20 protein-coding genes are annotated in these 23,861 nt (G+C 59.0%); 8 read left to right on the top strand and 12 right to left on the bottom strand.

The window, feature by feature from the left end:
* Positions 1–255: 255 nt before the first annotated feature.
* Genes trbJ through trbB form a run of 5 tightly spaced genes read right to left on the bottom strand, consistent with a single transcriptional unit; the run spans position 256 to position 5,232 of the window.
* Positions 256–972 (bottom strand): P-type conjugative transfer protein TrbJ, encoded by a 717-nt coding sequence (gene trbJ, locus ACR9Y2_RS09355; RefSeq protein WP_435040874.1) that lies wholly within the window; start codon positions 970–972, stop codon positions 256–258.
* A complete protein-coding gene (locus ACR9Y2_RS09350; RefSeq protein WP_435040873.1) occupies positions 957–3,452 on the bottom strand; it encodes a conjugal transfer protein TrbE in 2,496 nt (831 codons plus the stop codon). The genes trbJ and ACR9Y2_RS09350 overlap by 16 nt, the downstream gene beginning before the upstream one ends.
* Positions 3,453–3,459: 7 nt before the next feature.
* Positions 3,460–3,780: a conjugal transfer protein TrbD gene (gene trbD, locus ACR9Y2_RS09345; protein ID WP_435040872.1), complete on the bottom strand. Its 321-nt coding sequence runs from the start codon at positions 3,778–3,780 to the stop codon at positions 3,460–3,462.
* Positions 3,781–3,783: 3 nt separating this feature from the next.
* Positions 3,784–4,137 carry a TrbC/VirB2 family protein gene (locus ACR9Y2_RS09340; protein ID WP_435040871.1) on the bottom strand — a complete coding sequence of 118 codons (354 nt, stop codon included), beginning with the start codon at positions 4,135–4,137 and terminating at the stop codon, positions 3,784–3,786.
* Positions 4,138–4,158: 21 nt separating this feature from the next.
* The gene (gene trbB / locus ACR9Y2_RS09335) at positions 4,159–5,232 is read right to left on the bottom strand and encodes a P-type conjugative transfer ATPase TrbB (RefSeq protein ID WP_435040870.1); all 1,074 of its coding nucleotides are present in this window, start codon (positions 5,230–5,232) and stop codon (positions 4,159–4,161) included.
* An 88-nt stretch (positions 5,233–5,320) separates the two neighbouring features.
* On the opposite strand from trbB, the gene ACR9Y2_RS09330 reads away from it, so the two are divergent.
* Entirely contained in the window at positions 5,321–5,929 is a 609-nt protein-coding gene (locus ACR9Y2_RS09330; protein WP_435040869.1) for a hypothetical protein, read from the top strand.
* Between the two features lie 57 nt (positions 5,930–5,986).
* A complete protein-coding gene (locus tag ACR9Y2_RS09325; protein WP_435040868.1) occupies positions 5,987–6,685 on the top strand; it encodes a hypothetical protein in 699 nt (232 codons plus the stop codon).
* 127 nt (positions 6,686–6,812) lie between these two features.
* On the opposite strand, the gene ACR9Y2_RS09320 is transcribed toward ACR9Y2_RS09325, so the two are convergent.
* The 3 genes from ACR9Y2_RS09320 to ACR9Y2_RS09310 form a co-directional block, all read right to left on the bottom strand.
* Positions 6,813–9,326, bottom strand: coding sequence for an NACHT domain-containing protein (locus tag ACR9Y2_RS09320; RefSeq protein ID WP_435040867.1), 2,514 nt, complete (start codon positions 9,324–9,326; stop codon positions 6,813–6,815).
* Positions 9,327–9,763: 437 nt separating this feature from the next.
* Entirely contained in the window at positions 9,764–11,032 is a 1,269-nt protein-coding gene (locus ACR9Y2_RS09315; RefSeq protein WP_435040866.1) for a S41 family peptidase, read from the bottom strand.
* The gene (locus tag ACR9Y2_RS09310) at positions 11,007–13,571 is read right to left on the bottom strand and encodes a CHAT domain-containing protein (RefSeq protein WP_435040865.1); all 2,565 of its coding nucleotides are present in this window, start codon (positions 13,569–13,571) and stop codon (positions 11,007–11,009) included. The genes ACR9Y2_RS09315 and ACR9Y2_RS09310 overlap by 26 nt, the downstream gene beginning before the upstream one ends.
* 297 nt (positions 13,572–13,868) lie before the next feature.
* Between ACR9Y2_RS09310 and ACR9Y2_RS09305 the strand changes: the two genes are divergently transcribed.
* Together ACR9Y2_RS09305 and ACR9Y2_RS09300 are read left to right on the top strand one after the other, a co-directional pair.
* A complete protein-coding gene (locus tag ACR9Y2_RS09305) occupies positions 13,869–14,744 on the top strand; it encodes a RepB family DNA primase (RefSeq protein ID WP_435040864.1) in 876 nt (291 codons plus the stop codon).
* Positions 14,745–14,951: 207 nt separating this feature from the next.
* Positions 14,952–15,863 carry a hypothetical protein gene (locus tag ACR9Y2_RS09300; protein ID WP_435040862.1) on the top strand — a complete coding sequence of 304 codons (912 nt, stop codon included), beginning with the start codon at positions 14,952–14,954 and terminating at the stop codon, positions 15,861–15,863.
* A 206-nt stretch (positions 15,864–16,069) separates the two neighbouring features.
* On the opposite strand, the gene ACR9Y2_RS09295 is transcribed toward ACR9Y2_RS09300, so the two are convergent.
* Positions 16,070–17,026 (bottom strand): hypothetical protein, encoded by a 957-nt coding sequence (locus ACR9Y2_RS09295; protein ID WP_435040861.1) that lies wholly within the window; start codon positions 17,024–17,026, stop codon positions 16,070–16,072.
* A gap of 533 nt (positions 17,027–17,559) precedes the next feature.
* Here ACR9Y2_RS09295 and ACR9Y2_RS09290 point away from each other — a divergent pair.
* Positions 17,560–18,876 carry a hypothetical protein gene (locus ACR9Y2_RS09290; RefSeq protein ID WP_435040860.1) on the top strand — a complete coding sequence of 439 codons (1,317 nt, stop codon included), beginning with the start codon at positions 17,560–17,562 and terminating at the stop codon, positions 18,874–18,876.
* Positions 18,877–18,956: 80 nt separating this feature from the next.
* Positions 18,957–19,568 carry a hypothetical protein gene (locus tag ACR9Y2_RS09285; RefSeq protein ID WP_435040859.1) on the top strand — a complete coding sequence of 204 codons (612 nt, stop codon included), beginning with the start codon at positions 18,957–18,959 and terminating at the stop codon, positions 19,566–19,568.
* 384 nt (positions 19,569–19,952) lie between these two features.
* Here the strand turns inward: ACR9Y2_RS09285 and ACR9Y2_RS09280 are convergent, their stop codons facing one another.
* Genes ACR9Y2_RS09280 through ACR9Y2_RS09270 form a run of 3 tightly spaced genes read right to left on the bottom strand, consistent with a single transcriptional unit; the run spans position 19,953 to position 21,695 of the window.
* Entirely contained in the window at positions 19,953–20,405 is a 453-nt protein-coding gene (locus ACR9Y2_RS09280) for a hypothetical protein (RefSeq protein WP_435040858.1), read from the bottom strand.
* 1 nt (position 20,406) lies between these two features.
* Entirely contained in the window at positions 20,407–21,177 is a 771-nt protein-coding gene (locus ACR9Y2_RS09275) for a conjugal transfer protein TraL (protein ID WP_435040857.1), read from the bottom strand.
* 14 nt (positions 21,178–21,191) lie between these two features.
* Positions 21,192–21,695: a hypothetical protein gene (locus ACR9Y2_RS09270; protein WP_435040856.1), complete on the bottom strand. Its 504-nt coding sequence runs from the start codon at positions 21,693–21,695 to the stop codon at positions 21,192–21,194.
* Positions 21,696–21,981: 286 nt separating this feature from the next.
* On the opposite strand from ACR9Y2_RS09270, the gene ACR9Y2_RS09265 reads away from it, so the two are divergent.
* Complete coding sequence (locus ACR9Y2_RS09265) at positions 21,982–22,422, top strand: hypothetical protein (RefSeq protein WP_435040855.1); 441 nt, start codon at positions 21,982–21,984, stop codon at positions 22,420–22,422.
* 193 nt (positions 22,423–22,615) lie between these two features.
* Positions 22,616–23,857, top strand: coding sequence for a DUF3363 domain-containing protein (locus ACR9Y2_RS09260; RefSeq protein ID WP_435040854.1), 1,242 nt, complete (start codon positions 22,616–22,618; stop codon positions 23,855–23,857).
* The last annotated feature ends 4 nt before the right edge of the window (positions 23,858–23,861 follow it).

Here is a 23,861-nt window from a genome sequence, read left to right as displayed (position 1 = left end):
ACACTCGCCCTTCAGTCGAATCCGCCCACTGAACGGTCGCCGATTCCCGAGCCGGCCTGCACATGCCGTCTACCGCCACTGCGCAGTCCCGATGTCTTGCAAACCAGTCCTGCATCGAGACGAATGACTTGTGCGACAGATCGCCGGCTCCGCATGCTTCTGCCTTCTGGGCGATGGGGCTGGGCGGTTCCTTCAGACCCGCGCAGCCGAGCAGTGCGACAAAGGCCAAGCAAATCAATGAGAGCCTCATACACTTCACTTCCAACCGGATTGGAACTTCTTGCCGTCGGATACCTCTGGCGTCCAGTTGAAGAACTTCTCGGTCGCGGCCTCGCTGACAGCCTGCTTCTGAATCACTGCGGCCTGATAGCTCTGTTTGCTGGACATGTCCGCCAACATCAATTGGCGCAGCTTCATGAACTGCTGCACCTGCTGTTCGGAGATCTGCCCCAATACCTGGAGTGCTTCCATCCGCCCAGTTGTCGATTGCGCCATGGAGCGCAGCGAAGAGAGCACGGATTGCTCGTTCTGCAGTTGTCGCCCCTGCAAGCCGGCCGCGCGCAATGCTCCCAGCGTTGTATCCAGGGAGGTCTGAGACCAGCTCTTGTATTTCGTGAAGTAACTTGTCCCGACGGGTCCATAGCCCGGGAACCGTTCCTTGAAAAGAGAATCGAGGTTCGCCAGGGAGTAGGACAGTGCCTGGCCGCCCTGCACGATTGACGCGAGCGCATTGATGTCATTCGAAATGGTCCCGAAGATCTGCCCCGGCAAGAGCTTGCTGTTCGTCAGCATGTCCACCGTTTGTTTGATCGATTCCGCCAACTGCTCTGCCTGGCGGAGATACTGCATGACGAGCTGGGCATGGTTCAGCAGTTGGGTGTACTCCATGGCGAATGCGCCGGCCTGGGCGATCGGTGGTGCCTGGATCGTCAACGCGAATACAACAAGCAATGCGATCACGCTCTTGCGCACAGGTAGCCCCCTTCCGTCTCTTTCCGAAGCCTTTCGTAATAGTTGGCCCAACCTTCGAGCCGCTCATCCTTCAAGGCGGCGGCCCGAGCACGGAGCCACTCACTCTGCCACGTATCGGGGAACTCATCTATCAGGTCTTCGACCAGTTGCCGCTCCTCGCGGCCATTAACGCCTACGAAAGAGAGCGCGACATTGTGGATGCCCAGCGAGATGAGCCGTCGGCCCAAGGGGGAGATCACGTAGTAGTGCTGCTTGGGAATGCTCGATTGAAGGATGTCCAACTCGCGAGCGTTCAACCCAAGGCGATCGTAGAATTCCTTTGATGCGGGATTGTTGGCCTCGCCGTTCGGCAGCAGGATCTTGGTCGGACACATCTCGAGGATCACGTCGCTGATGTCCGAGCTGCAGATGTCACTCAGATTCTGAGTGGAGAGCAGGACGATCCCATTCATGCGGCGCAAAGTCTTGAGCCAGTCGCGCAGGCGCTCGCGGAAGACGTCGTTTCGGAGGTAGGCCCAAGCCTCATCGAGCGACACCAGGGTTGGAGACCCATCAAGTCGTTTCTCAATACGCCGAAACAGGTACAGGAGCACGGGGACAACGGCCTTGTCGTCCAACTGAAGGAGATTCTCCGTCTCGAAGGTGAGAAAGCGGCCCGCACTGAGCACGTCTTCGTCGGCATCAAGTAACTGCCCGAGTGGACCAGAGAGAGTGTAGAACTGGAGCGCCTCCCGAACATCGAGATCCTGCACGTTCGCGCTGAGCTCTGTCAGGGTTCGCGAGGGTGATAGGCGCAACTGCAGCAGTGCCTGTGTCAGCGCGTTTCGATGCTTCGGTGTCACGGTCAACCCGTTCAGGCTGCAAAGGTCATCCAGCCAGGTGACCGCCCAGGTCAAGTCCGCATCGGAGTCAATCTCGCGGAGGGGGCAGAACGCGAGTTCGGTCTTCTCGCCCGCCAGATCGTAGAATTCCCCGCCCGCGGCTTTGGTCAGCACGAAGAGCGAATACCCCTTATCGAACGCGAAGACCTGAGCGTGGGGATAGCGGAACCATTGTGCTGCAATCAGTCCGAGCGCGGTCGACTTGCCTGCGCCGGAGGGTCCGCACATCAGGGTGTGGCCAAGGTCGGATACGTGAAGGTTCATTCGAAACGGAGTGGCGCCAGTGGTCGCGGCGAACAGCAGGGGCGGACTCTGCTTGGGCATTAGCCGCGATGGGTTCTCTCGCAATCCCGCCCAAACCGACGTGATTGGGAGAAGATCGGCAAGGTTCAGGGTATGGAGGAGTACGCGGCGGACATTCCGGTAGCCGTCGCCAGGCAGGCTCCCCCGCCATGCCTCGACCGCGTTGATGGTCTCCAGGCGGCAGGCGAACCCAAGATTCTGGATCCGCTTCATCACCAGGCGAGTGTTCTCATGCAGGCGGTCCAGGTCCTCGTCGAGGCAGATGATGTTGCTGGTGTACTGGGCGAACTGAACGTCGCCGGATGCGGCTACGCCCATCGCCTGCTCGGCATCCTCGGCCATCGCCTGCGCATACAGGTTGATGGAGCCGTTCTGAGTCTTGAAGACCTGGTCTTTGAATCCGCGGATTCGGGAACGCCATTTCTTGCGGGTCTTCTCGAGGAGGCCGCGGGCCTCTTCGGCATCGAGCAGGATTGCCCTGGTGCTCCATCGATACTCCATGGGCAGCGAGTCGATCTCCCCCAGGACACCCGGGAAACTCGACTTCGGAAAGCCATCCAGAGCAATTACGCGGATGTGCTTGTTCCCGATTCGTGGTTCGATGCCCGCGCGGAAGTCCTGCGTAGCCAGGAGTTCATTGAGGTAGACCGGCAGGTCAGGCAGGGCGAACGGGTGATCGTCACCGGCGACGCATCGGCGGAGGTAGCGCAGGAGGGTGTCCTGCAACTGTGGGAAGCCATGGTCATCTGTGAACTCCTGGCGACACAACCGTTCTACGCGGAACAGCGCCGAGAACACGTTCTCGAACATCTCGACCCGTGATTTGAAGCGCTCGAGGATCTGATGCGCGACGCTGGATCCGCGGCCGTCCTGTCCTTCGAACATCCACCCCTTGATCTTCTCCTCCGCCTCGATGGGCGGCAGGTAGGTCAACGTAAGGAAGTAGTCGCTCTCGTAATGGGCCCCTTCATCCATGAACTGCTGGCGCCGCTCGTCGTCGATCACCCTCGTCACCGTATGAGGGAAAGCGCCTTGCTCCGGATAGCCTGGCGCGCGGGACCGGATGAGGTCCGCGTTCAGCATCCAGCCGCTTCCGAGGCGGAGAATCGAGTTCAGCCTGGTGGTGAGAGCGTGCATTTCCGCATGTGTGGCGGAATGCATGTCGGGCCCGCGATAGGACCAGCCGGCCAATAGCGAACCATCCTGCTGCAGGAGTATCCCATCCTCAATCAGAGCGAAAGGCAGCAGCAGATCGGCAAGGCCACGAGCTCGCGACCGATGTTCCGTGATCTGCATTGGCTCATTACCTCCAGTTCCTGGGCGTTTCGGCGTTCTGGGCATGAAGGCCGCTCTTTGCCGGGTAATAGGCGGCGTAGCGAATATGGCGCAGGTAGACGGGACGGAGAAGAGGGTCGGCCTTGCCCATTCGCTGCAAGGCCGCCATCGAGCCAACCCACAACGCAACCGCGAGCCCAATGCCCCACCACGAGGCCAGACTGAACGCCAGCCCGCCAGAGATCATTACCATCACCAGGGCGAGTTCGCGGTCCCCGCCGAGAAGGAGATTCGGGCGGTTGGCGGACTGGTGAATTGCCGTTTCCCGTGGTGTGTCGGCTGCGCTCATTTTCTAGATCACCGCGGCGGTCACCCCGAATGCGCTCGACAACATGGGCGCTGCAAAGACGAGCACGGAGACCACCAGTCCGATCATGCAAGCGCGCCTTCCGAATTCAGTCAGTTCACCGCCCCACAGCATTGCTCCGCCGGCGATCGCGATGCCGATCAGGCCGATGGCGTACGCCACGGGTCCGGTTAGCGATGTCGCGATGGCGGTCATAGGACGTTCCCAGGGCAAGGTGCCCGCTGCTGCCGCGTTCGCCCGAATGGCAAATGCGCAGGCCAGGGCGAAGACGGCCGCCACACGCGCCTTCAACCCGCCGGCGGATGGGCCGTTTAGCCAGACGATGTTCCGGTTGTTCATTGAAATGACCTCCTTGGGTGTTTACACGTACTCAATCTCGTACCGGCCATCTCGATAGCCGGTCACGAGAGCCACTTCCCTGACCTTGCGCCCAGCGAGGAGCTCGGGCTCATGGTCAACGAAAATCACGAGATCTACTGCTTCAGCGATTAAAGTCTGCTGCGGAGCGCTTGTTGCCTCCGCGACGAGGCTCTCGAGGCGAATGAGACCACCCAGGGCATCGTTCGCGTGCACAGTCGCGGCACCGCCTGGGTGGCCGGTATTCCAGGCCTTCAGCATGGTGTGGGCCTCGGCGCCGCGGACTTCCCCGACGACGATGCGAGTCGGCTTCAGCCGCATACAGGCCCGAAGGCAATCCAGCATCGAAACGTTGCCGACGGCCAGCAGATCGACGTGGTTCCTGACTGAGCATTGGAGTTCAGTCGTATCCTCGATGGAAATCACCCTGTCATCCGGCGCCACCTGGGCCATCACGTCCAGGATTGCGTTGACGAAAGTGGTCTTTCCTGATCCCGTTGCGCCCACCGTCAGGATGTTTCTTTTCCCTGCAACGGCAGCGCGGATGATCGCGGCATGGCTGAGCCCGCGGACATCGTCGACGAAGGTGTCGCGCTTCCGCAGCCGGTTGAGGGCGTCCTCCTTGCGCGTGAGGATCCCGGATCGTTCGTACTCATCCAGCGAGAATATTCTCTTTGGACGGAGGCGAATTGCGAAAACTGGCCGTCGGACGACTGGAGAAATAATTCCTTCAAAGCGGCTTCCGTCGAGCGGCAATTCGGTCTCGAGGATGGGACGCTCGTGGTTCATGACTGTGCCCTTCCACGCGGCTATCGTGTTGAGCGCACTGGCCGCCTGAGCCGGGGGCATCTCGCCAACACATTGAAAACCCGAGCCAATGCGCTTCGCCCACAGCGTCGAGTCGGGGTTCAGCACGATATCTTCCGTCTCGCCGCCCGCCAGAAGCGCGAGCACGGTTTCGCCGAGTTCTCGCCTCAGCTTGGCCTCCAGACGATTGTGTTGCTCGTCTTGTCCAAGCCCGGTAACACCTCGTAATTGACTTGATTGTGTTTCGATTTGTGTGGTACTTTTCTGCATTAAGGGATGTTTTCCCTCTACTCTGTAGGCCGCCACTCGTCGCGGCTGTGACACCAATACAGAGACTCCGAACCGCAGGGAGCTAGTGATGGCGGTAATTACGATTCCATTCGACTACGACGAACGGACGCAGCCCAGAGTAGTTCCCATCTGTATCGCTGACACCGATTCGCGCGGCAACATAGTTCACAGGGGCTGGATCGAGGCTGGCGTTGTGCCGGTCACGGACCGCCTGCTGAAGATCGCCGACCGTCTTTTGTCAGACCGGTACCGGGCATCGGAGATCACCGAGTATGCAGTCCACTCGCTCTCTCGGACTCACGGCGAAAACATCGGGGACCGGCCCAGTGTGAAGGTACTGAATCGGGCCCGGCTGTATGCGGTGGATCTGCGGGCAGGAGGGCGGCGCAATCGGCGCCGGTTGGACGTCGAACTCTTCACGGAAACTCTTGAGGCCCTTGAGGATCAGTACGATCTGGTGGCCGATCTGACCGCCCGGGACACTCTGGACAAGATCGTGGAGCAACTCGATGTGCTCGAACTTCACCGGGTGAAAGAACTGCTCCCACTCATGCTCAGAAATGCCTCAGGCAGTGAGCTGGCGACCATGTTTGGTCAGAAGCGCAATACGATCACCAAGCAGTTCTATCGCGGGATGCGGAAGGCTGCGTACGCGGCGGGCATTACGTGGCATTAGGAGCGTTCCAGAGGACGTGTAAGCCACGCGCAATCAGTGCCATAATGTTTTGGACTGATGCCTCCTGACCAGTCGCCCGAAGCCAAGTTCGACCGACTCAAGAAGCAGCTTCAGGATTCAATCGTCAGAGACTATCCCAACCCCGAACGGAAGGGCTGTCCTGGCGATTCCGTCCTAAAGGAGCTCGCCGTGCGGCCGTTGGAACTCACCGTTGAGGATGATCCGCACTGGCACCATGTCACCCATTGCTCCGAGTGCTATCGGGAATTCCTTGCTGAGAATTCGGAATTCCGTCGCCGGGCGATGGCGCGGCGAACACGGGTGCAGTGGATTGCGGCAGTGGCCAGCATCGCCATCCTCGGGCTGGTTGTCCTGTTTGCCACACGTCAGGGTTGGTTGTTCTCCCAGCGCCCCCAGAATGCCGAACTCGCGCTTGTCAGGCAGACGGTAGATATTCCGTCAATGCTGCGGTCCGGCGAGGCCAGCGAACGTAAGCCAATTGTCATCGCGCGTAAGACAGTTGAGTTGACGATTCAGCTTCCGGTTGGGAGCAAGGCGGGTGCGTACGAGTTCCAGTTGCGCCGGGATAGAGTGCCCGTCGTGTTGGCTTCGTCGGATGCTGCGATTCGTAATGGCACTACAGCTTTCACTGTCCGGCTGGATCTGGCGAGGCTCGCTCCGGGGAAGTACGAAATGTACGTGCGGCAGGTGCCTTGGGATTGGAACTATTACCCTGTGGAGATCCGGGCGGAATGATTGCCGTCCATTCGTCTCCACCCTACCAACTAGATGTTCCGGCGCTGAACGAGGTGCGTGCACAACGCAGCTTTGGGCCACAAACCTAGTGGGCTCTGTCTATGGTAAGGTCGAACACTCAAGTACTTCAACCATCTTCGTTTAAATTCAAACCAGACAATCTGCGCCGTGAGCGAGAGATGTGTGTACCAGTTTTGGAGCGATGGAGGGCGATCTGTTCGATGATGCCGTCCTCCGGATATTGCGAGCGGAACGTGGGAAACGCTTCCCGCAGACACGACCGAAGCCAACCGATGCGTTCATCCAAAGCACCCCTATGCACCCACAGGGCGTTCGATGTTTTTGAGACTTCTCGCGCGCGACGCACCAGCCACCCTTCCGTGTCGCTCGGCGTACCGAATCGCGTGATGTAGAATGCGATAACTTCGCGCCACCAGTCATCGCCCTGAAGAAACTCCTTGAGTGGCACTTTCAGGCGCTCGCCTGTGGGCTCGTTGAGATGCTCGGACGCGAGAAACTCCTGAAACGATAAATGGCTGAACCGTATTCCACCGCCGGTGCTGACGACAAGCCCATCCTGGATCAGTTCATCTAGCAGTTCGTCCCAAAACTCTTCGAGACCGGCAAGGCTGCAGCGGATCGCGCCGCGGAACTGGTCGAAGGCTGCATCGCGGCGGCGGGCTAGGTGGTTCATTCCCGCCAGTCGAACTAGAACAGTGCGTTTATCATGCTGCCCGAACTTCCCGCCCCGGTGGACGCCCTTGATCGCGTCCCATCCGCCGCACCTCAGTTCCACGAACAGGGTGTAAAGGCGCGTGCGTGTTTCCGGCAGACACTGCTGACGTTTGTAAACAGCGCCGATCAGCATTGCGAGCAGGGGGATTCCCATGAGCGGCTGCAACGTGGGGTAGTGGGACAGCTGTTCGAAAAACCGGTCCGTCGCCTCGCCCGACTCGAGCCATTTGCACACGAGCGAGCGCTGCTGGGAGCTGTCTAGCTCGTTTACGCTTAGGCGCACAACATCGTTCAACCATGGTCCCACGACGTGGTCACGCGCCGTGAAGATCACCTGCAGATTGGGAAGGCGGTCAACGGCGGTACGCGCGAAATTAACAATTTGCTGTTGCCGACCGTGGTCTGGCATCTCGTCCAATCCGTCAAGGTACAGACGTATTGTAGTGTCGTGCTTAGAAGAGTGGAGTAACTGCCGAAGTTCCGGTGCTTGGAAGAATGCTTCGTCTGCATTGGCGGGTGCGCCGTATGCGAAACGCGAGAGGGGGACATAGACGGGAAGAACTCGACCGGTTCCGTCAAGCATTGACTCGGCGCAGGCCAGTGATTGCCAGCGGCAAAACGAGGTTTTGCCAAATCCGGCGGGTCCAGTCAACAGCACTAGGCGAGGAGCGCCGTCCAGGAAATCAGCGCCAAAACTAAGCCTGTGTTTAACTGCTGTTTGATCGCGTCGGACGGAGTCCGGCACGGTGTCCTCGAGATCGAGTAGTCGGCAATGCGCCCTAAATTCCGAACTGAACAGCCATTCGAGATCCGATTTCGCGCGCCAGTCGGTTCGGATGCGAAGGCAATCTTCCTCGAGAGCTTGAACGATGAGCGCTTTAACTTCTTCTGCCCGAGACAGCCATGACTTTGCGGCGAGGCTGAGCTCAACCGTGGTAGCTATCGTACGCTCGGTTGGCAGCTTCGGGGCAGCGCGTGGCGGTTCACGGCGGCGGTTTTCTGCACTGGCGCTTCTCTTTCTGTCCTCGGCGGTTAGCGTCTCGAAGTCCTTCAAAGCGGCAGCCGCAGCTGCTTTGCATGCGGTGCTCCAGTCGTGATGCAGCGCATCGATATAGCTTGCAAGTGCCACTTTGGTACTGCCACCGGTTTCAGTTCGCAACGCGATTCCGGGGCAGGCTTCAAGGTAGTCCACCACACGCAGCAGCTTTCGAACGCGCTGCTCGATGGCACGAATATCAGCCAACCGAATCAAACCGGAGGGAAGCGACAGATCCTGACGCAATGTGTCATCTAGAGAGCAGCACCGCACCTCCGCCGAAAAGCTCTGCGGCACGTACATCTGTTGAAAGCTCCCCGGCAGCTCCGCCGGTAGGTTGCGACCAAGGATCACATCGATGAGCGCCGTGTCTTTCGACAGGCCGGCACGCATGGCACTCAAATAGGACGCTAGTACGCCCGAATCGAACAACAAGAAATCTTTCCAGTGTTCGGCGAACAATTCCATAAGCCGTGTTCCGCAGACGAACTCGATCGTGCGACCTTGGCGCGCCAAACGATCACCCACAGACTCGGAGGCGGAAACGGGCGTGTCGTACGGGCTGATGATGTACACGCCTTTGATCTGTTCGCGCTGTCCATTGCTTGGATTCGTGTACGGCTCGTCGAATGCCTGCTCGGCCTGCTGCAGGACCGCCTTCGCCGATGTTCTCGCAGAGACGGATCCAGTAATGCGGTCCTTTTTAACAACGCACGCGTAGGGAGCACGCTCATTCATGCCGCCGCGAGCATAGAAAACTATGTCTTTGCCCTTCTCCAAGGTGCCGTGGGTGATTCGCACCTCCTCGCGCCCCATTTTCGTGAGAAGCTTCCGTAGGCACTGCCGCAGGTCAGCTTCGTCCTTGAACACACTAGCGAAGCGTTCCAACTCGTCCGGAACCGAGACTGAATTCTGCGGCGGCATCTATAGTACTGGCCGTATTGGCAATTGATCCAGAATGCCGGCTGTTGACGGACGACTTGGGATAGTTATCCTGTCAGCACCTTGTCTGGAGTAGACGAACGGCTGCTACATAATTGTAACCGCGATTAACATATCTAGGCATAGGATGCCGCGTTCTCTGGAAAGTGCCGGCCAGCCATCGCGTGACTGCCGATGGTTCCTCAATCAACGAAGCACCACGTTATGCGTGCAGCGGTCCACACTTGGAGTATCGGGGGATCAGCTGGCAAGTTCGCGGAGTAGCCGTCATCCGGAAATGGAGAGGTGACATGCCAGGTGACGCATTGCCATTATCTTGCGGCGAGATGGGTGCACCGAGAGGTGTAGGCGGGCATCATCTCTTTCTATCGGCCGCGCAATGCACTCAGGGCCCCGGATAGCTGGCCTGAGAGATCCGTCAAATCCGGACCAGCAGGCCAAACGAATCGCACGCTCGGCTGAACCCCACGCCCTTCGAACCGCAGCCCACCCCAGGTGCGATACTCCGCTTTAGGCATGACCAGCATGTATCCGGCACCGACCTTGGAGCTGGACCCGGGAATAAGCCTGCCGGCGGTCTCTACGCCCACGATCGCCGCGAGGCGGTTCTCCGAGGCGAAGGCGGCGACCATCTCGCCGGCACTGATTGTGTGTTCGTTCACCAGGATTGCAGCACGCCCATGCCACCTCTTCGGCCCAAGCCCTTCTGACACCAGCGCGACCGACGTGTCGCGGCCGGCGTACTTGAACGCCATTCTGGCAATCGCCAGGGGGTTCGGCAGATCCGTTGGCAGCCGATCGAGTACCGGAAGCGATGCTTTGTCGTAGCCTCGCTCTGCCCGCTTACGGGTAACGGTGTAGCCGATGGGAATCCGATCCGGCGTGAGGTGGCTCATCAAGCGAAGTACACCCAACCCGCCGCCAACGTGCCCGCGCAGGTCAAGGACGAACTTGTCGCAGGACGCAAGTTCACGCATAGCAACATCAATCTCGCGGGCAACGTCGAGGCCGAGAGCACCCGGAAGGATCGGGACCTTCAGGTATCCGACATTACCTTCGACAATGGACCACGTCACCGCCTTCAAAGTCGCTGTGGGCTGCTTCTTGGAGCGCGGTGTGGGGATCGAGATCCGGAGAGCCAAATGTTCCGAACCTCGATCGAGGGCAAGGTCCACGTCACGACCCATCGCGAACATGGGCGGCTCGTTTGATGGAGGAGCGACGCCATCAATGGTGCGTACCACATCGCCAGGCTTCAGCCCTGCGGCATGCGCTGGGCCGCCCTCGTGGACATCCTGCGCGATCCAAAGGGTGCCGGCGGCCGTCTCTGTGCGGTGAAACGTGGCACCGATCGCCAGACGGGCAGGTACCCGCTTCACCGATTCATGGAAGAAACCCGTATGGCTGGTGCCGAGACGCCGGACCAAATCGTGCATGGCGTGCTCGAATGCGTCTGCATCCTCAAGAGCGAGGATCTGCTGCCTGCTCTCGCGCGCCAGGTCCGGCCATTTTGTCCCGTTGAAGTTGGGATCGAAATACTCCTTTGTGACCCTCGCCGCCGTGCGATCGAAGATCTGTGCCCGCTGGTTGAAGGTAAGCCCGGTCGGTCTACCGTTTGAGTTTTCTCGTGCCATCTCCGATTACTTCAAAGCCAGCCCATAGGTATGGCTTTGCCTTTTCTCCGTAGTTATCTATGAAGTCGAGTTTCGCCTGTCTCAGGGCCGCCGCCACCGTTGCGCCTCCGGCCAGATGTGTATAGAAGTACTCCATCAAGGTGGCCGTCGAACGATCATCGACGGACCAGAGGCTGGCAACCGTGCTTCGTGCCCCGGCCGTCAGAAAAGCCCGGGCCAGGTTCATCACACCTTCCTGACCCTGGAGGCGCCCGCTCCCGGTTTCGCAGGCGGAAAGCACCACGACGTCGGCCTTCAGCCGGGTCTTGCGGATCTCTCGAGCTTGCCACAGACCATCCTCCGATTCACTCCCCGGCGAGAGGACCAGCGCCGCCCGGTCAGGCTCCGATTCGCTACTTACCCCGTGAGCCGCCAGGTGAAGAACTTTGAATTCACCCAGTGGCTGAGACTTCAAGGCCGATTCGGAGGCGGCAGCGCCATCCAGCGTCACGCTACCCGCCCCCATCGCTTTGGCGGCCTCACCGATCTCCTCACGTCCAAATTGAAGTGGCCGTAAGCTTCCGGCCCGTAGGTCCGCCAACTCTCGTCTCGCGGAGGTAGATTGGCCGGTCGCAGAGGGGCTGAACGCGACACCCAGGAAGGGTCTCGTGGCCAGCGATTGCGCTCCAGTCGTTCGGAGCATGTAATAAATGGTTGCTGACGGAGCTGCCGAAACGGTCATGCGCGATTCAACATAGGCGCCCTGCTCGTCCACGAGCGCGCCCATCGGAACCAGGTGCAGGGATCCATCTGGAATGACCACAACGGAGGATGCCCCCTGAAGGGCCAGCGGCTTCAAGATCATCTGGTAGAGCGCCGCCGCGCTCACTTTGTGGTCAGACTGGCCACGGATGGCCATCATCAGCGCTTTTGCGGCCTTGCCAATCTCAGTGCGGCCGGGCAATGTGTGGATCTTCAATCCGCTCTGTGTGATCTGCAGGGCATAGCAAGCCTGCTTGTCGAAGACGTACTCGACAAGGGTCTCGTTTGGACCTAGGATTCGGCTCAATGCGGCGACCGAGACGGGTGCCCGGCGCAGAATCGTCATCTCCTTCCGAGCGCGTCCATACTCCAGCGGCATCAGGCGGTCGTAGGCAGTGTCCAACTGCGCCAAGACCCGGCGCGTCTGCTGTGCGGTTAGCTCCTGATGGAGGAGCGATCTCTGAAGGTGAACGATGGGGAGTTCTTCGGGCGACTTGCGGTCTGTCGGCTTCGTGAGACGCGCGTACCGAATCGAGTCGTACAGCGAGCGGCCCCGCACGTTCTCGATGATCTGAAACGCCTTCGCCGCATCGTGGAGGCGGTTCCAGGCCAGGCGGAAGTGAGCCACATAGATCTCACTCAGGGACCCGATCATGGAGCTCTTGACCAGTGAACTCGGAGCATTGACCAGCAGGCCTTCAATCAGGCTGGAGGCACGGTCGTACAGGGCGTCCGCTTGTTGAACGTTGCCGAGGTCAATTTCAACGGCAGCCTTCTCTGCGACAAATCGGGGCAAGTCGTATGCTTCTTCAACTCGTTGCAGGACCCTTATGGCACGATCGATGGAGACCAGAGCCTTCGTTGGCTGCTTCATTCTGCGATGGAGCACTGACAGCTTCATGAGAGCGTCTGCCTCCTCACGCGGCAGGTTGGCCTTCTGAGAGATCTCCAAAGCTCGACTCAGCGACGCCTCCGCCTCAGCGGTATTGCCGGCATCCAGCTCAAGTTGTCCGGCCTGGATCAGTAAAGTTCCTTCGGCGACAACAATGCCACTAGATCGTGCTTTGTCGAGAGCCGTTCTCAGGATGGCTCGAGCCGCTTCCCGCCCTTTTGGAAGCTGGTCATCAGGTAATGAGGTCAGCGCGCGAACCCTGGCGGTATACAGATCCAGTGGAATGTCGTGCCAGGACTTTTCCGCCAGGGCAGTGGCGCGGTCGAGAATGCGCATGGCCCCGTCAGCTCGCCCGCTCAGAGCCATCCCGTTCGCAAGCCAGATGGAAAAATGGAGCTGTCCTGCCACATCGCCCAGCGACTCGGCCTTCGCAATGCATTGCTGCAGCGCCAGCGCTGCGGCGCCGAGGTCGCCATTCACGCCGGCAAGCAAGCCGAGTTCCCCGCGAGCGCGGTTTTGCCACTTCGCATCGGAGATTGAAGTGGCGATGTCGAGAACCTCGTGCCAGTCCTCGATGCCGGCTCTGGTGTCAATGTTCAGATCGATGTTGCCCAAGAGCGCCAGCGCCCGGATCTTGAGTAACGGGTCTAGGCTAACCACAGGGTTGGCGAGGTCGTTGGAGACTTCGTCATGAACCGCCCGATAGGCTCCGGATTCGACATCGCGGTGGAGGCGGCCGAACTTCGCGTAGAGAGCATTTCTGGTGTCGCCGACCCGGCGGAATGCGGCTTCCGATTCGGCGAAAAGCGGAGCGGCCTTGAACCAGTTCCCCTGATTGGCGAATGCATCGGCCTTGCGTAGCAGGTCTTGGGCTTCTTGAGCTGCCGCGCTACTCGCGACGAGCATCAGAATCGAGATCGCTCTGGAAGGGCGGGTGAGGGACCTCAGAAGGAAGGGCATCCATACAGTAAGCCGCGGGAGCATCGCCTCGGGACAAGGAATTTCACAAATTCCGCTGAATGTTGCCAGGAGGTTTCAGATGGATAGGGCCTACTGCGGGCGGAAGCCCTTTTGTTTCAGAAGGTTTCCATTTGTTTTCACTCTGGGAGTAGTGTTGCCGCGACCTGCTCGATGTCACGATTGCGCGAGTGCATGACGTGCAGGATAGGGGCCGACCTGGCCTGACCGTGTGGAGGCGAATCCATGGACAGAACTTCGCAGGCTGTTCAACGCCAGATTGCTGCGATGGGGGCTCAGGTCTTCGAAGTCGGGCTCTTCAAGCCCTCTGCGCAGGAGGAAGGCCAGGCAGTGATGATTCCCCGGACTTGGGACCGGGACACTCTGCTGCGCTCGATTCCCTGGCTCCGGCTGCAGAACGCCGACGGCCGCAACATCTATGTGCGGCCCAAGGGTGAACACGACTTGAGCCTGGTGGATGATCTCACGGCGGAATCCCTCAAACGGATGAAGTTGACGGGGTTCTCCCCGGCGGTCGTCGTGGAGACTTCGCCGGGGAACTTCCAGGCCTGGTTGAAGCATCCCAGGCCCTTGCCTCGGGAAGTCAGTACGTTAGTCGCGCGCAGGCTGGCCGAGGAGTTCGGCGGCGACAGGGGCGCTGCCGACTGGCGGCATTTTGGGCGACTGGCGGGACTGACGAACCGGAAGCCCAAGTATCTCAACGAGGCCGGGCTGTTCCCGTATGTACAGCTCGTTGAGGCATCGGGTGGTCCGTACCCGCAGGGAAGCCGCTTTCTCGAGGCCATCTACGTCCAGCACGAGATCGACTTACGCTCGCGGGAACGCGAACACGAACGCGCAGCCATGGCGCCTAAGGAAATCCAACGCCAGATCAAGAGCATCGAGGACTTCCGGTCAAACCCGCGGTATGGAGGGGACGCCACTCGGGAAGACCTCGCGTTTGCGATCTACGCGCTCGCCCATGGGTTGGACACCGGACGGATAACTTCAACATTAAGGAGCCGGGATCTTTCCCACAAAGGCGATGATAAGCGTCAGACTCAATATGTCGAGCGGACCCTCGCAAAGGCACTCAGGGTGATGGATGGGCGAACGTTATGATGACTGTTCCTGGAGTTCAGGCGGTGCCGGCTTCCGGAGCACCAATCTCACATGTCGCGTAGGTGACGACGGGTGTCGGCCCGTCGCATCACTCGTCAACGGCGCCTCATGCTGTCGATCGCGACGCTTGCCTACCTTCCGAGTAGCGCGTCACTCCTCCGCGAATTGATGAACCGACCTGAATGATCGCGCGGTATACTCCTGTCGATGGCCAACAAGCCGAAAAGCTTCGTCAGCAGGTTCGATGAATGGTCTGTGTTGGGTGACGGTGGCTACGAATCGCCGGCGATGCGAGAAGGTCAAAATTCACAGCTCATGGTCTTTGAGGATTGGGCCAAGGATGGTGCGATCGAATCAGAGGTCACGTTGCTCAGCGGAAAAGAAACGGAGCAAGGCATTCGGTATCACGCTTCCCTCCTAGTTCGGCTCGGCCCTGGCAGCGCAGAGGGCTACGCCGCGGGCATTGGCGGGTACCGCAAGAAATACTTCATTGCCAAAATGAAGCCTGGAGACTGGGAATTAATCGACTGGGCAGGTGGCACCGTCTCTCTTCAACCCAATCGGAACTATAGACTTCGGTTCGAAGCCATTGGAAGCCAATTGCGTCTGTTTGACGGTAACATCCAAGTCCTATCTACGGTAGATGACTCGTACCTATCTGGACAGTTTGGGTTGAGGACCCACAATAGCAGTGCGCGGTTTGAGCGCGTTCAACTGGACATAACGAAACCCCTCTGTTTTGTCGTGATGCCGTTTGCTTCGGAGCTCGAATACGTGTATCGTACAATCCAGGAAACCATTGAGAATGCGGGGCTTCAGTGTGTTCGCGGGGACCAGCGCACCATCGCGAGACCAATCATCGACGACATTCGGGCAGACATCGCGACGGCAGACCTCGTTGTCGTCGACTTCACGGGAAAGAACCCCAACGTCTACTATGAGGCGGGATTGGCGGATGCGTGGAAGAAGAAGTGGATAGTTATCGCACAATCCACAGACGACCTTGCGTTTGATGTAAGGCACGTTCGTACAATCCTATACTCCAATACCATGGGAGCAGACGTGAAGTTTAAGGACGACCTAGGTCGGGCGATTCGCGACACACTTTCGGGTCGTTAATGGAGGAAGAATACCTCGAGTTGGCCTCTGTGTTCTCCTGGGTTTCTGGGTGCTGATTTCGCGCATGAAGAGCTGACGGTGTCGAGTTCAATTCGGTTTAGCCCCGAGCGAATCGTCGGCAACTCAGACTGTGGCCGGAACCGGCGTTTGCGGTGCCGCCGAGGGGAAGGGTCTGTAGGCCCACCATCGCAGCGTGAGCGGATGCCCTAAAGCATGTGGAAAGGCACTCCGTCTTCGTAAAGCGCTTCCAGCGTTGCTCCTAGCCACGTGGGGCCGCACCAGCCATGAGACCAGCCCCACCGTTGGTCAAACGGTCCGCGAAAGAGATCTTTCGGAAAAGGAATGCGCGCGTGCCGGTTTTCGACGACGATAGCCCGCACTGTACTCGGAAACCGGACTGACCCCTGTAGGATCGGCGCCAGTTCATTCAACAACCGAAATTGCCCATGCGTGTCAACCGGCCTCCCCGCCTCTTGCATCGCATACAGCCTTCTCCATACCTCCAGGTGCAACTCGCTCAACTGATAGTACGTGAGCATGATGAGCGCGCTGAAAGTCGTATTGGCCACTGGCGAGAGCATAGCGTTGGCCAGAAAGCTCTTGTCCGGTGGCAACTCCGATTTCGTGCAGAATCGGTAAAACGATGGGTTCGGGTCGATCTTGCTGTAGTCGCGCCCGGCCTGCTGATAGCCGGGGCCGAACGCCCCAGAGAGTATGATGACGGGATCGTTAGGACCGAAGATGGATTCACTGTAGATGGCCAAGCTGCAGGCAAAATGCTTGTATTCGCCGAACTGGCGGCGAGCACTTCTGATCTTGGCGCGGACCGAACGGGCAGCGCTAAACCCGCCGGAAGGATGCGGGTCTGGGTCTTCGATCTGCTTCACCTCGACGATGCAGTCGCCCGAGGGGCCGTGGATGAGGTAATCCGGCTTTCTCCTGCCGGGTACAGCCTCGTGCTCAAACGTCAACCCGCGTTCGGAAAGGTATCCCTCGAAGACGATTTCGGCACGCGTCTTCGTAGTCCCTACGATTTCTCCCATAATGTCATTCTCGCTTGACGGCCTACAATGCGCCATGACTTCGGACGGAACGCGAGGCATCATCCGATGGCGCCATTCGATGCTTTCTGCATGACAAGAAACAGCAGTTCTGGCAAGCATCGCCACTTTGAGCGATACGTCGACTGCTCGGAAGCAATTCACTTGGACTTGTGGTCGCATAATTGTGCATGGCGCCGCTGTCACCCCTGATTCGCAGTTGACTGGCAAGTCGCACGCCGTCTTGCCCCGGCACTGCTCGGGCGCCTCCATCGCTCTCATTGAGAAGGGTGGTGAATACTCACGTTGCCCCTAAGCGCAATGGCGCGGGGCGCACAGGCCATTTCAGTCCGAAATCGTGCGCTCTAGATCGTTCTGCTGCCGTCCGACGCCTCCGGGCTCAACTGGCTTCCATAGGCTTCAAATTGACCCACCCCCTCAAAGGAACTCCGACCAGCCCTAAGCCAAAATGCGATTCTCGACCTCTGCGTATTAGTGAGGATGGCCCTCAGAGTCACGGAGCAACGGTAGATTCATTGGTTCAAGAAACAGACCACGGGAAGCACACTCAGGCACATGCTTAGATGCGTACGATCTGCTAGACTGACATTCGGATTCGTACGCACGATGTACCGGAGCGCGAGCAAAAGAGAACGATGAACGTCATCACGGAAGTTCTAAAGTCGTTCTCTTCCACCCAACTGCGGGACCTCGCGTTCGCGATGAACTCGCGAGGCGGCGTGGAAATTCCGGCGCAACGGCTGAGCAAAGAAGCGCTCTTCACCCTACTCAACGAGCGATCAACCGACCCCACACTCTCACTGTTCGCACACCGCATCGAAACAGTCACGCCTTACAAACACCTCTTCGTCTACTCGCTCGACGCCCAATTCACATACGACACCATCAGCGCACGAATCAAGGAAGCGTTTCCGCAACTCCTGAATAGCATCCGCGAAGTAGAGCCGGACCTGCACGAGTTGGCCCCCCAAGCATGCGTGACCGACGAACTCTTGAAGAGGGTGTACCTCAAACTCGTGCACCAAGTGGAAATGTCCGGCTGGGTCAGCGTCTCGCCTACGGAAAAAAGGCTGGAAACGCATCGCCGACGGCACCCTGTCATCATCACGTTCCGGACCGATGAACGACTCCTCACAATAGGATTCCCCGGCTTCACCTACACCGAAGGAATGCAGCACGAGGAACGAACACCCTACGCTGAAATCGCAGCTGAGGCCGCAACGTTCCTCAAGAAGAAACTCACGATCACAGGCCGGCCGTTCAATGCCAAGCCAGCAATCGATGCTCTACTCGAAGCAGAGCCCGACGAAGTAAGAGACATCAAGCGGAACGTGCGCCCAAAGAAAGGTGGACGATTCGGATTTGATGCCGGCGAGGAAAACAAACTCACCACCGCCCTTGCAGAGTTCCTGACGTCAGAAGGCGATATCCCCGTCACCGAAACACAAATCAGGGGCCTCCTGCGTCGCTCCGGCGCATCAGACATCCTCCTGGGATGGAAGAGCCTGCAGATCCTCACGAGGGTCGCACTCTTCCAGGGGGCCCCAGAATTGTTGTTCATCTGGCGAGAGGCCGGACCGTCGACGAGTGTGGTCGATGCCGTCCTCAAAAAACTCACGCAATACGGAAATATGACCGCCGGCCCAGACGTTGATGGGTTACGAAAAGAGCTAGCTATGACCCCCATTGACGGTGTCGTGCGCGTACCGCTCATCGCGCAACACCACGGTGTCTCGCAAACCGAAGCACTAAAGGTCCTTACTTCGGCGGTTACAAAAGGAGAGTACCAGCCCTGCTTCCGCGTTAACACTGACCACCTCCTGATGGAGTTCGCGAACACCTGGCGTACCAGCCTGCTTGATTTCCCGCCAATCGTCACTGATGAGTATGGGAATGCCATCGATCTCCGGGTTCCATCGAATATTGAAGTGGCATTCCAGCGAGCAAAGTAATGATGTTACCAGTCGCTGGCGGGAGCAGCTCACCCCCATTCACTTTGGAACAGTGGCTTGATTTCGCACTAAATAATAATGTGAACGAGGACATGCTCTATCAGTACCTGTGCCCGCCATTGCCACCAAACACCGTGACGAAATGGCTCGTCAGGATAAACAGAATTGAGACGCGTCAACGACCAACAGGGGTGACAGCAGCGGAGTGGCAGGGAAAACAAAGTAGAATCAAAGGCCGCGCTTTCGAAGGGCTCGTGCGCAGAGTCTTCAAGTACGTGCCCGCATTCACGGTTTCGGGGAACGTAGCGACCACGACGAACGAGATCGATCTCCTTGTGCAGGTAGGGCTGAGTATTCAAGCCTCTCCGGCCATTCGCCAGTGGGGCCCGCACTTTCTTTGCGAATGCAAGTTAGTCAAGACCGGCATCAACGCCAACTGGGTGGGAAAACTCAATTCAGTGCTCGAACTGCACAGTGCCGAAGTCGGCATTTTGATCTCTTCCAGTGGTGCTCCTAGAGGGAAAGTCAAGACCCAGATTCACATGCACGCGTTCAAGACACCACCACGCGTTATCGTGTGCATCTCCCTTGCCGAACTCCAAGAATGCGAGAACGGCAGGAATCTCCTGAAGCTCTTGTCAACGCGATACGTTGAAGCGAAGACCGGAGCAGCAGGACTCATAACGCAGTAGGTGAATCACCAATAGACGCGTACCCTCCCGTTAGCCGGATTGCGACGCCAAGAAGAAATGGGATGACTGAGTTGTGTGCTTGAACAGAGGACCATCGGATCATCACCCTCGTGGTGGGTTTTGTTGTTCGTACGGGCGTAGGTTCTCGCCTCCGTCTCGGTCGTTGGCCATCCGGACACTAGCGGATCAGATCAAGGCTAGGAAATAGAGATGCGCTGGCAGGTCCAGCTGTCATCACCGATGCTGTATCGTCCCGAAGGTCGACCGTAGCGCGGCTAGCGGGTCGCCGCGTAAAGCAGCACGGCACAGACTGCGATGAAGGCCAATCTTGCCTTCGGGCCCAGCACTGCGAACCACAACAGGAACGCTCGCATACTGCCATTATCACCTGATCTGCGCCGACCGAGCCAGTTGCCCACCCACCCAGATACCCAGGCTAACGAGTAGAAAGGCGACGGACAATCCGGCAACGAACCATTTCCAGGATGACCAGGGCGAGGTCGGTCCAGCATCGCCAAGCGATGGCAAACCGTCCGAATTCCGCTGTGATTGCCCGACCTCGCTTAAGCCCTCTTTTCGGAGGGTGGTGACGTAGTACCGGATCTCTTGGGCCAAAACACCGCCAGCGCGCACCTCGACCTTCTCAGCCGCCGCCTCGAAATCCCGAACCGCCATCTGCATACTGTCCAATACCTGGGCAACCGCCTGCTCAAAGACCAGTCGATTCAGGGTGACCACAGCCATCATCGGGTCGTCCGGGTCGATACGGATTCCATGCTGCACCGACACCTCTGCCGCCAGGCGCTTCAAATCAATCGATGCCGGTGGAGTCGTCATGTCAGAACGGCACCCGATCGAGCTGCTCAAAGAGATCCCGTTGAACGATCTTCAGGCGCTGCTTCGCCATGATCGGGAGTTTCGCGGTGCTGATCGCCTCCTGGAACGTCAACTTGCCGGCGATCATCTCCTCGACGTCTCGGCCGAAGGTGTCCTGATTCCGCTTGGAAATGACGACAGCGCCACAAACCTTTTCGGCGTTGTCACGATACGCTGCCATCTCAGAGAACTTCTTGCCTTCGGCCTCCACGCGTCCAAAGTACTCGTTGACCCAGACAACGAGGTTTCGCTCCTCAGTCGTCTGCGCAAGTTCGTGAAAACCGTTGAGGGTATCGAGCAGCGCCTGGCCACCGGTGATCACGGTGTGTACATAGACTCGGCGCCCGCTCTGGCGCAGGTAGTCAAGTGCGCTGTTCTCCAGCAGGTAATGCCACAGCGGCAGGAACGTCGAGGCCCCATTGTCCACCACGAAGGTAGCCGTCTCCTCGGTGAGGAAACGCTCCATCAGGGAATCGAACGCCCGTTGCTCGATCCGGTTGTGCTCATCGCGCAGGTTCAACCGGTCCGCGGCCAGCGCTCCGTACTGCGCGAACGTCCGATTCACCGGATCGGTATCGATGCAGCGGACTTCGCTGCCCTTGTCTCTCAGGTACTGCGCGAGAATCGAGGCCACGAGGCTCTTTCCAACGCCGCCCTTGCCCTGCAGTGTGAGATGAATCGCGCCGAAGGGCTCGACTCCGTTTGCTCCATTTGCGGTGGTGGCTTTCGCCATAGCGCTCCTTCCAGTCAGATCAGCTTTTTAATGTCAGGGTCGGGATTGTATTGAAACCCGGGATGCCGGCTCTCTCGTTCGCGAATGTTCGCGAGCGGATCGGTTGGAGATGGCGGCCGGTCGCTCTCTGTCGGAATTCTACCGGACGAAACCTCGTAAGAAGCCGGCAAATGGCTGTCCCTGACATGCCCGGCTTCCTGGCTCGCCGTGACATTGTCACCAAGGGTGGCGGCCTGGTCACGTCTCCTCAACTGTCCCGTGTAATGCGACAACCGGGCGTACCCAATCTCGACTCCGATCTCGTTCAGCCAGATCCAGATGTCCTTGAGGCTGTGCCCAGCGTCGAACAGCGCCTTGATATCCGGCCATGCTTGCCGGATCTGCCCCGCCTTCGTACGCGGTTTTTCTCCGAGTCGTGCTCTGAGGCGGTTCAGGTCCAGTTTGTCCTTTGGTTCTTGATCCAAGCGGCCTCTATCCGGTAGGCCGCGAGAAATGCGATCTGTGACGGCGAGTTTCACGATTTCCACGGAATGTTTCGGATCGTTTCAGAAGTTCGCGCCGGGGGTGGTGGGTTTCAGAATGTTGCATCTGCTTACCACTTCGTTGCAACCGCAGTGCGGGCAGCGAAGACTATGATGGCCATACAGACGGGTAGTGGAACATAAAGGGTCGTTGCGCGTTTTGGGTTCGGATGGCGTCCATCCCCAGGGATATGAGTTGGTTGCAGCGGGCGCGCTCTGAACCGGATTGTGCCCGTTTGGGCACGCGTCTGTCACTGGCCCTATCCGCTGCGCCATACGGAGTGTGAAGAGCCGAACCAAGGCGAAGACTGTAAGCCGCGGGCTCCGAATCGACGGCCAGCTAATAGGGCGGATCGAGAGCGCGGCCAAGGAGGCCGGCTATACGAGCCCGGCGGCATTCATGAGGGCGGCGATTGAACGAGAGTTGGCCGGAAGAGAGAGCGGGGTCGACGCCGCGGAAGAGCGGATCGCGGCCAGCCTCGACCGCATCGCCCGCGGGATCCGAGGCATCCGGCTTGGACAGCAGGCGCTGTTCGCTTTCGTGGACTCGTTGGTAAAGACCCTGCTGACCTGCGTTCCTGAACCGCCCAGGGACGCCTATGACCAGGCCGTTGCCCGTGGGAAAGCTCGATACGATCGCTTCCTCAAGAGCGCCGGAGCCGGAATGGCGGGCGATTCCCAGGCGGCCATGAAGGAGCTGCAGCAACATGGCAAAGACGACTGACGACGGGCGGGAGTTCCGAGTCCGACCCAATCGCCCACGGTCGGGTGGCCAGAGCGAGGCACGCGCCTGGTCGACCGCACTGAGGACCATGCTCCGCTATGCGGGGACTTCTCGCCGGTCCAAGGCATCCATGAGTGCCGGCACAGGTGCAGGGATTCGGAAGAAGTTCAACCAGCGTTGCGCCGTCCGGACGATGTACACCTCGAACAAAACGCCTGGCCAGTGGAAGGCTCATGGCCGGTACATCGCGCGAGAGAGTGCTGGCAGGGCTGTTCTGAATCGGGGTGCGAGCAATCTGGACGACAACGGGAATCGGCCGCTGGATCCCGCCAAGGAACTGGAGCGCTGGCAGCATGAGGGCGATCCACGATTGTGGAAGATGATCGTGTCCCCCGAGTTCGGTGAGCGGATTGACCTGGACCGGCTGACCCGAGAACTGATGGCTCGCATGGAGAGCGACCTGGGAACGAAGTTGGAATGGGTGGCCGTCCCGCACTTCAACACCGAGCATCCGCATGTCCACATCGCGCTGCGCGGAATCCGAGAGGACAGGTCGGCACTCGAACTATCGCGTGACTACATACGGCATGGGATCAGGGCGATCGCGGAGGATCTGTGCACCAGGCAACTGGGGCACCGTACTCAGTTGGATGCGAATGAGTCAGAGCGTCGTGAGATCCAGGAGCGTCGGTTCACCTCGCTAGATCGGGCGATCAGCCGGGCGGGCAGGGTCGAAGAGGGACCTGTCGGTCAGACGGCCGAGCAATTTGTCGTCCGGCGTCCGGGCCAGATCCCGACCCGGGCACGAGAGCAGCACATTGATGCACGCCTGCTCGTTCTGCAACAGATGGGCCTGGCCGAACCGACCGGCCCGCAGGAATGGTTGGTGCGCCGTGACTTCGAGACGGTGCTGAAGGCGATGCAGCGCACCAGCGATCGTCAAAAAATGCTTGCTTCCCACGGAGCACTCCTCTCTGATGAACGATTGCCGCTTGTTGTCATGGACATGAGGAAACTGAAGTCCGCCGAAGGTCGGGTATTGGGCCATGGCGAAGAGGAAGCAGGGCACGGCGCCGGTCGCCATTACCTTTTACTGGAAGGAACCGACGCCAAGGTTCATCTGATCTACTACACGCCTGAAATGGAAGAATCGCGGAGCAGAGGAGGACTTAGGGCGAACTCGTTTGTGCGGCTCCAGAAGCAATTCGTAAACGGGCGGCCCCTATTGGAGATCGAAGACTTGGGAGACGCGGAACGCGTACTCCGTAACCAACAGCACATTGCGGATCGAGCCAAGTCACTTCGCAATCAGGGAGCCTTTCCTCTTGCGGAGGCGTGGGGAGGGTGGCTGGGCCGCTACCATGCGGCCGTCACCGACAGAACAAACAAATCAGGGGCATGGCGCACAGATCGATCTGCGGGCCGCAGGCGCTAAAGTG

Origin of the sequence: Paludibaculum fermentans, assembly GCF_051172195.1 — a bacterium.
Classification (GTDB): Bacteria; Acidobacteriota; Terriglobia; order Bryobacterales; family Bryobacteraceae; genus Paludibaculum; species Paludibaculum fermentans_A.
This window is presented reverse-complemented; position numbering and strand designations above follow the sequence as displayed.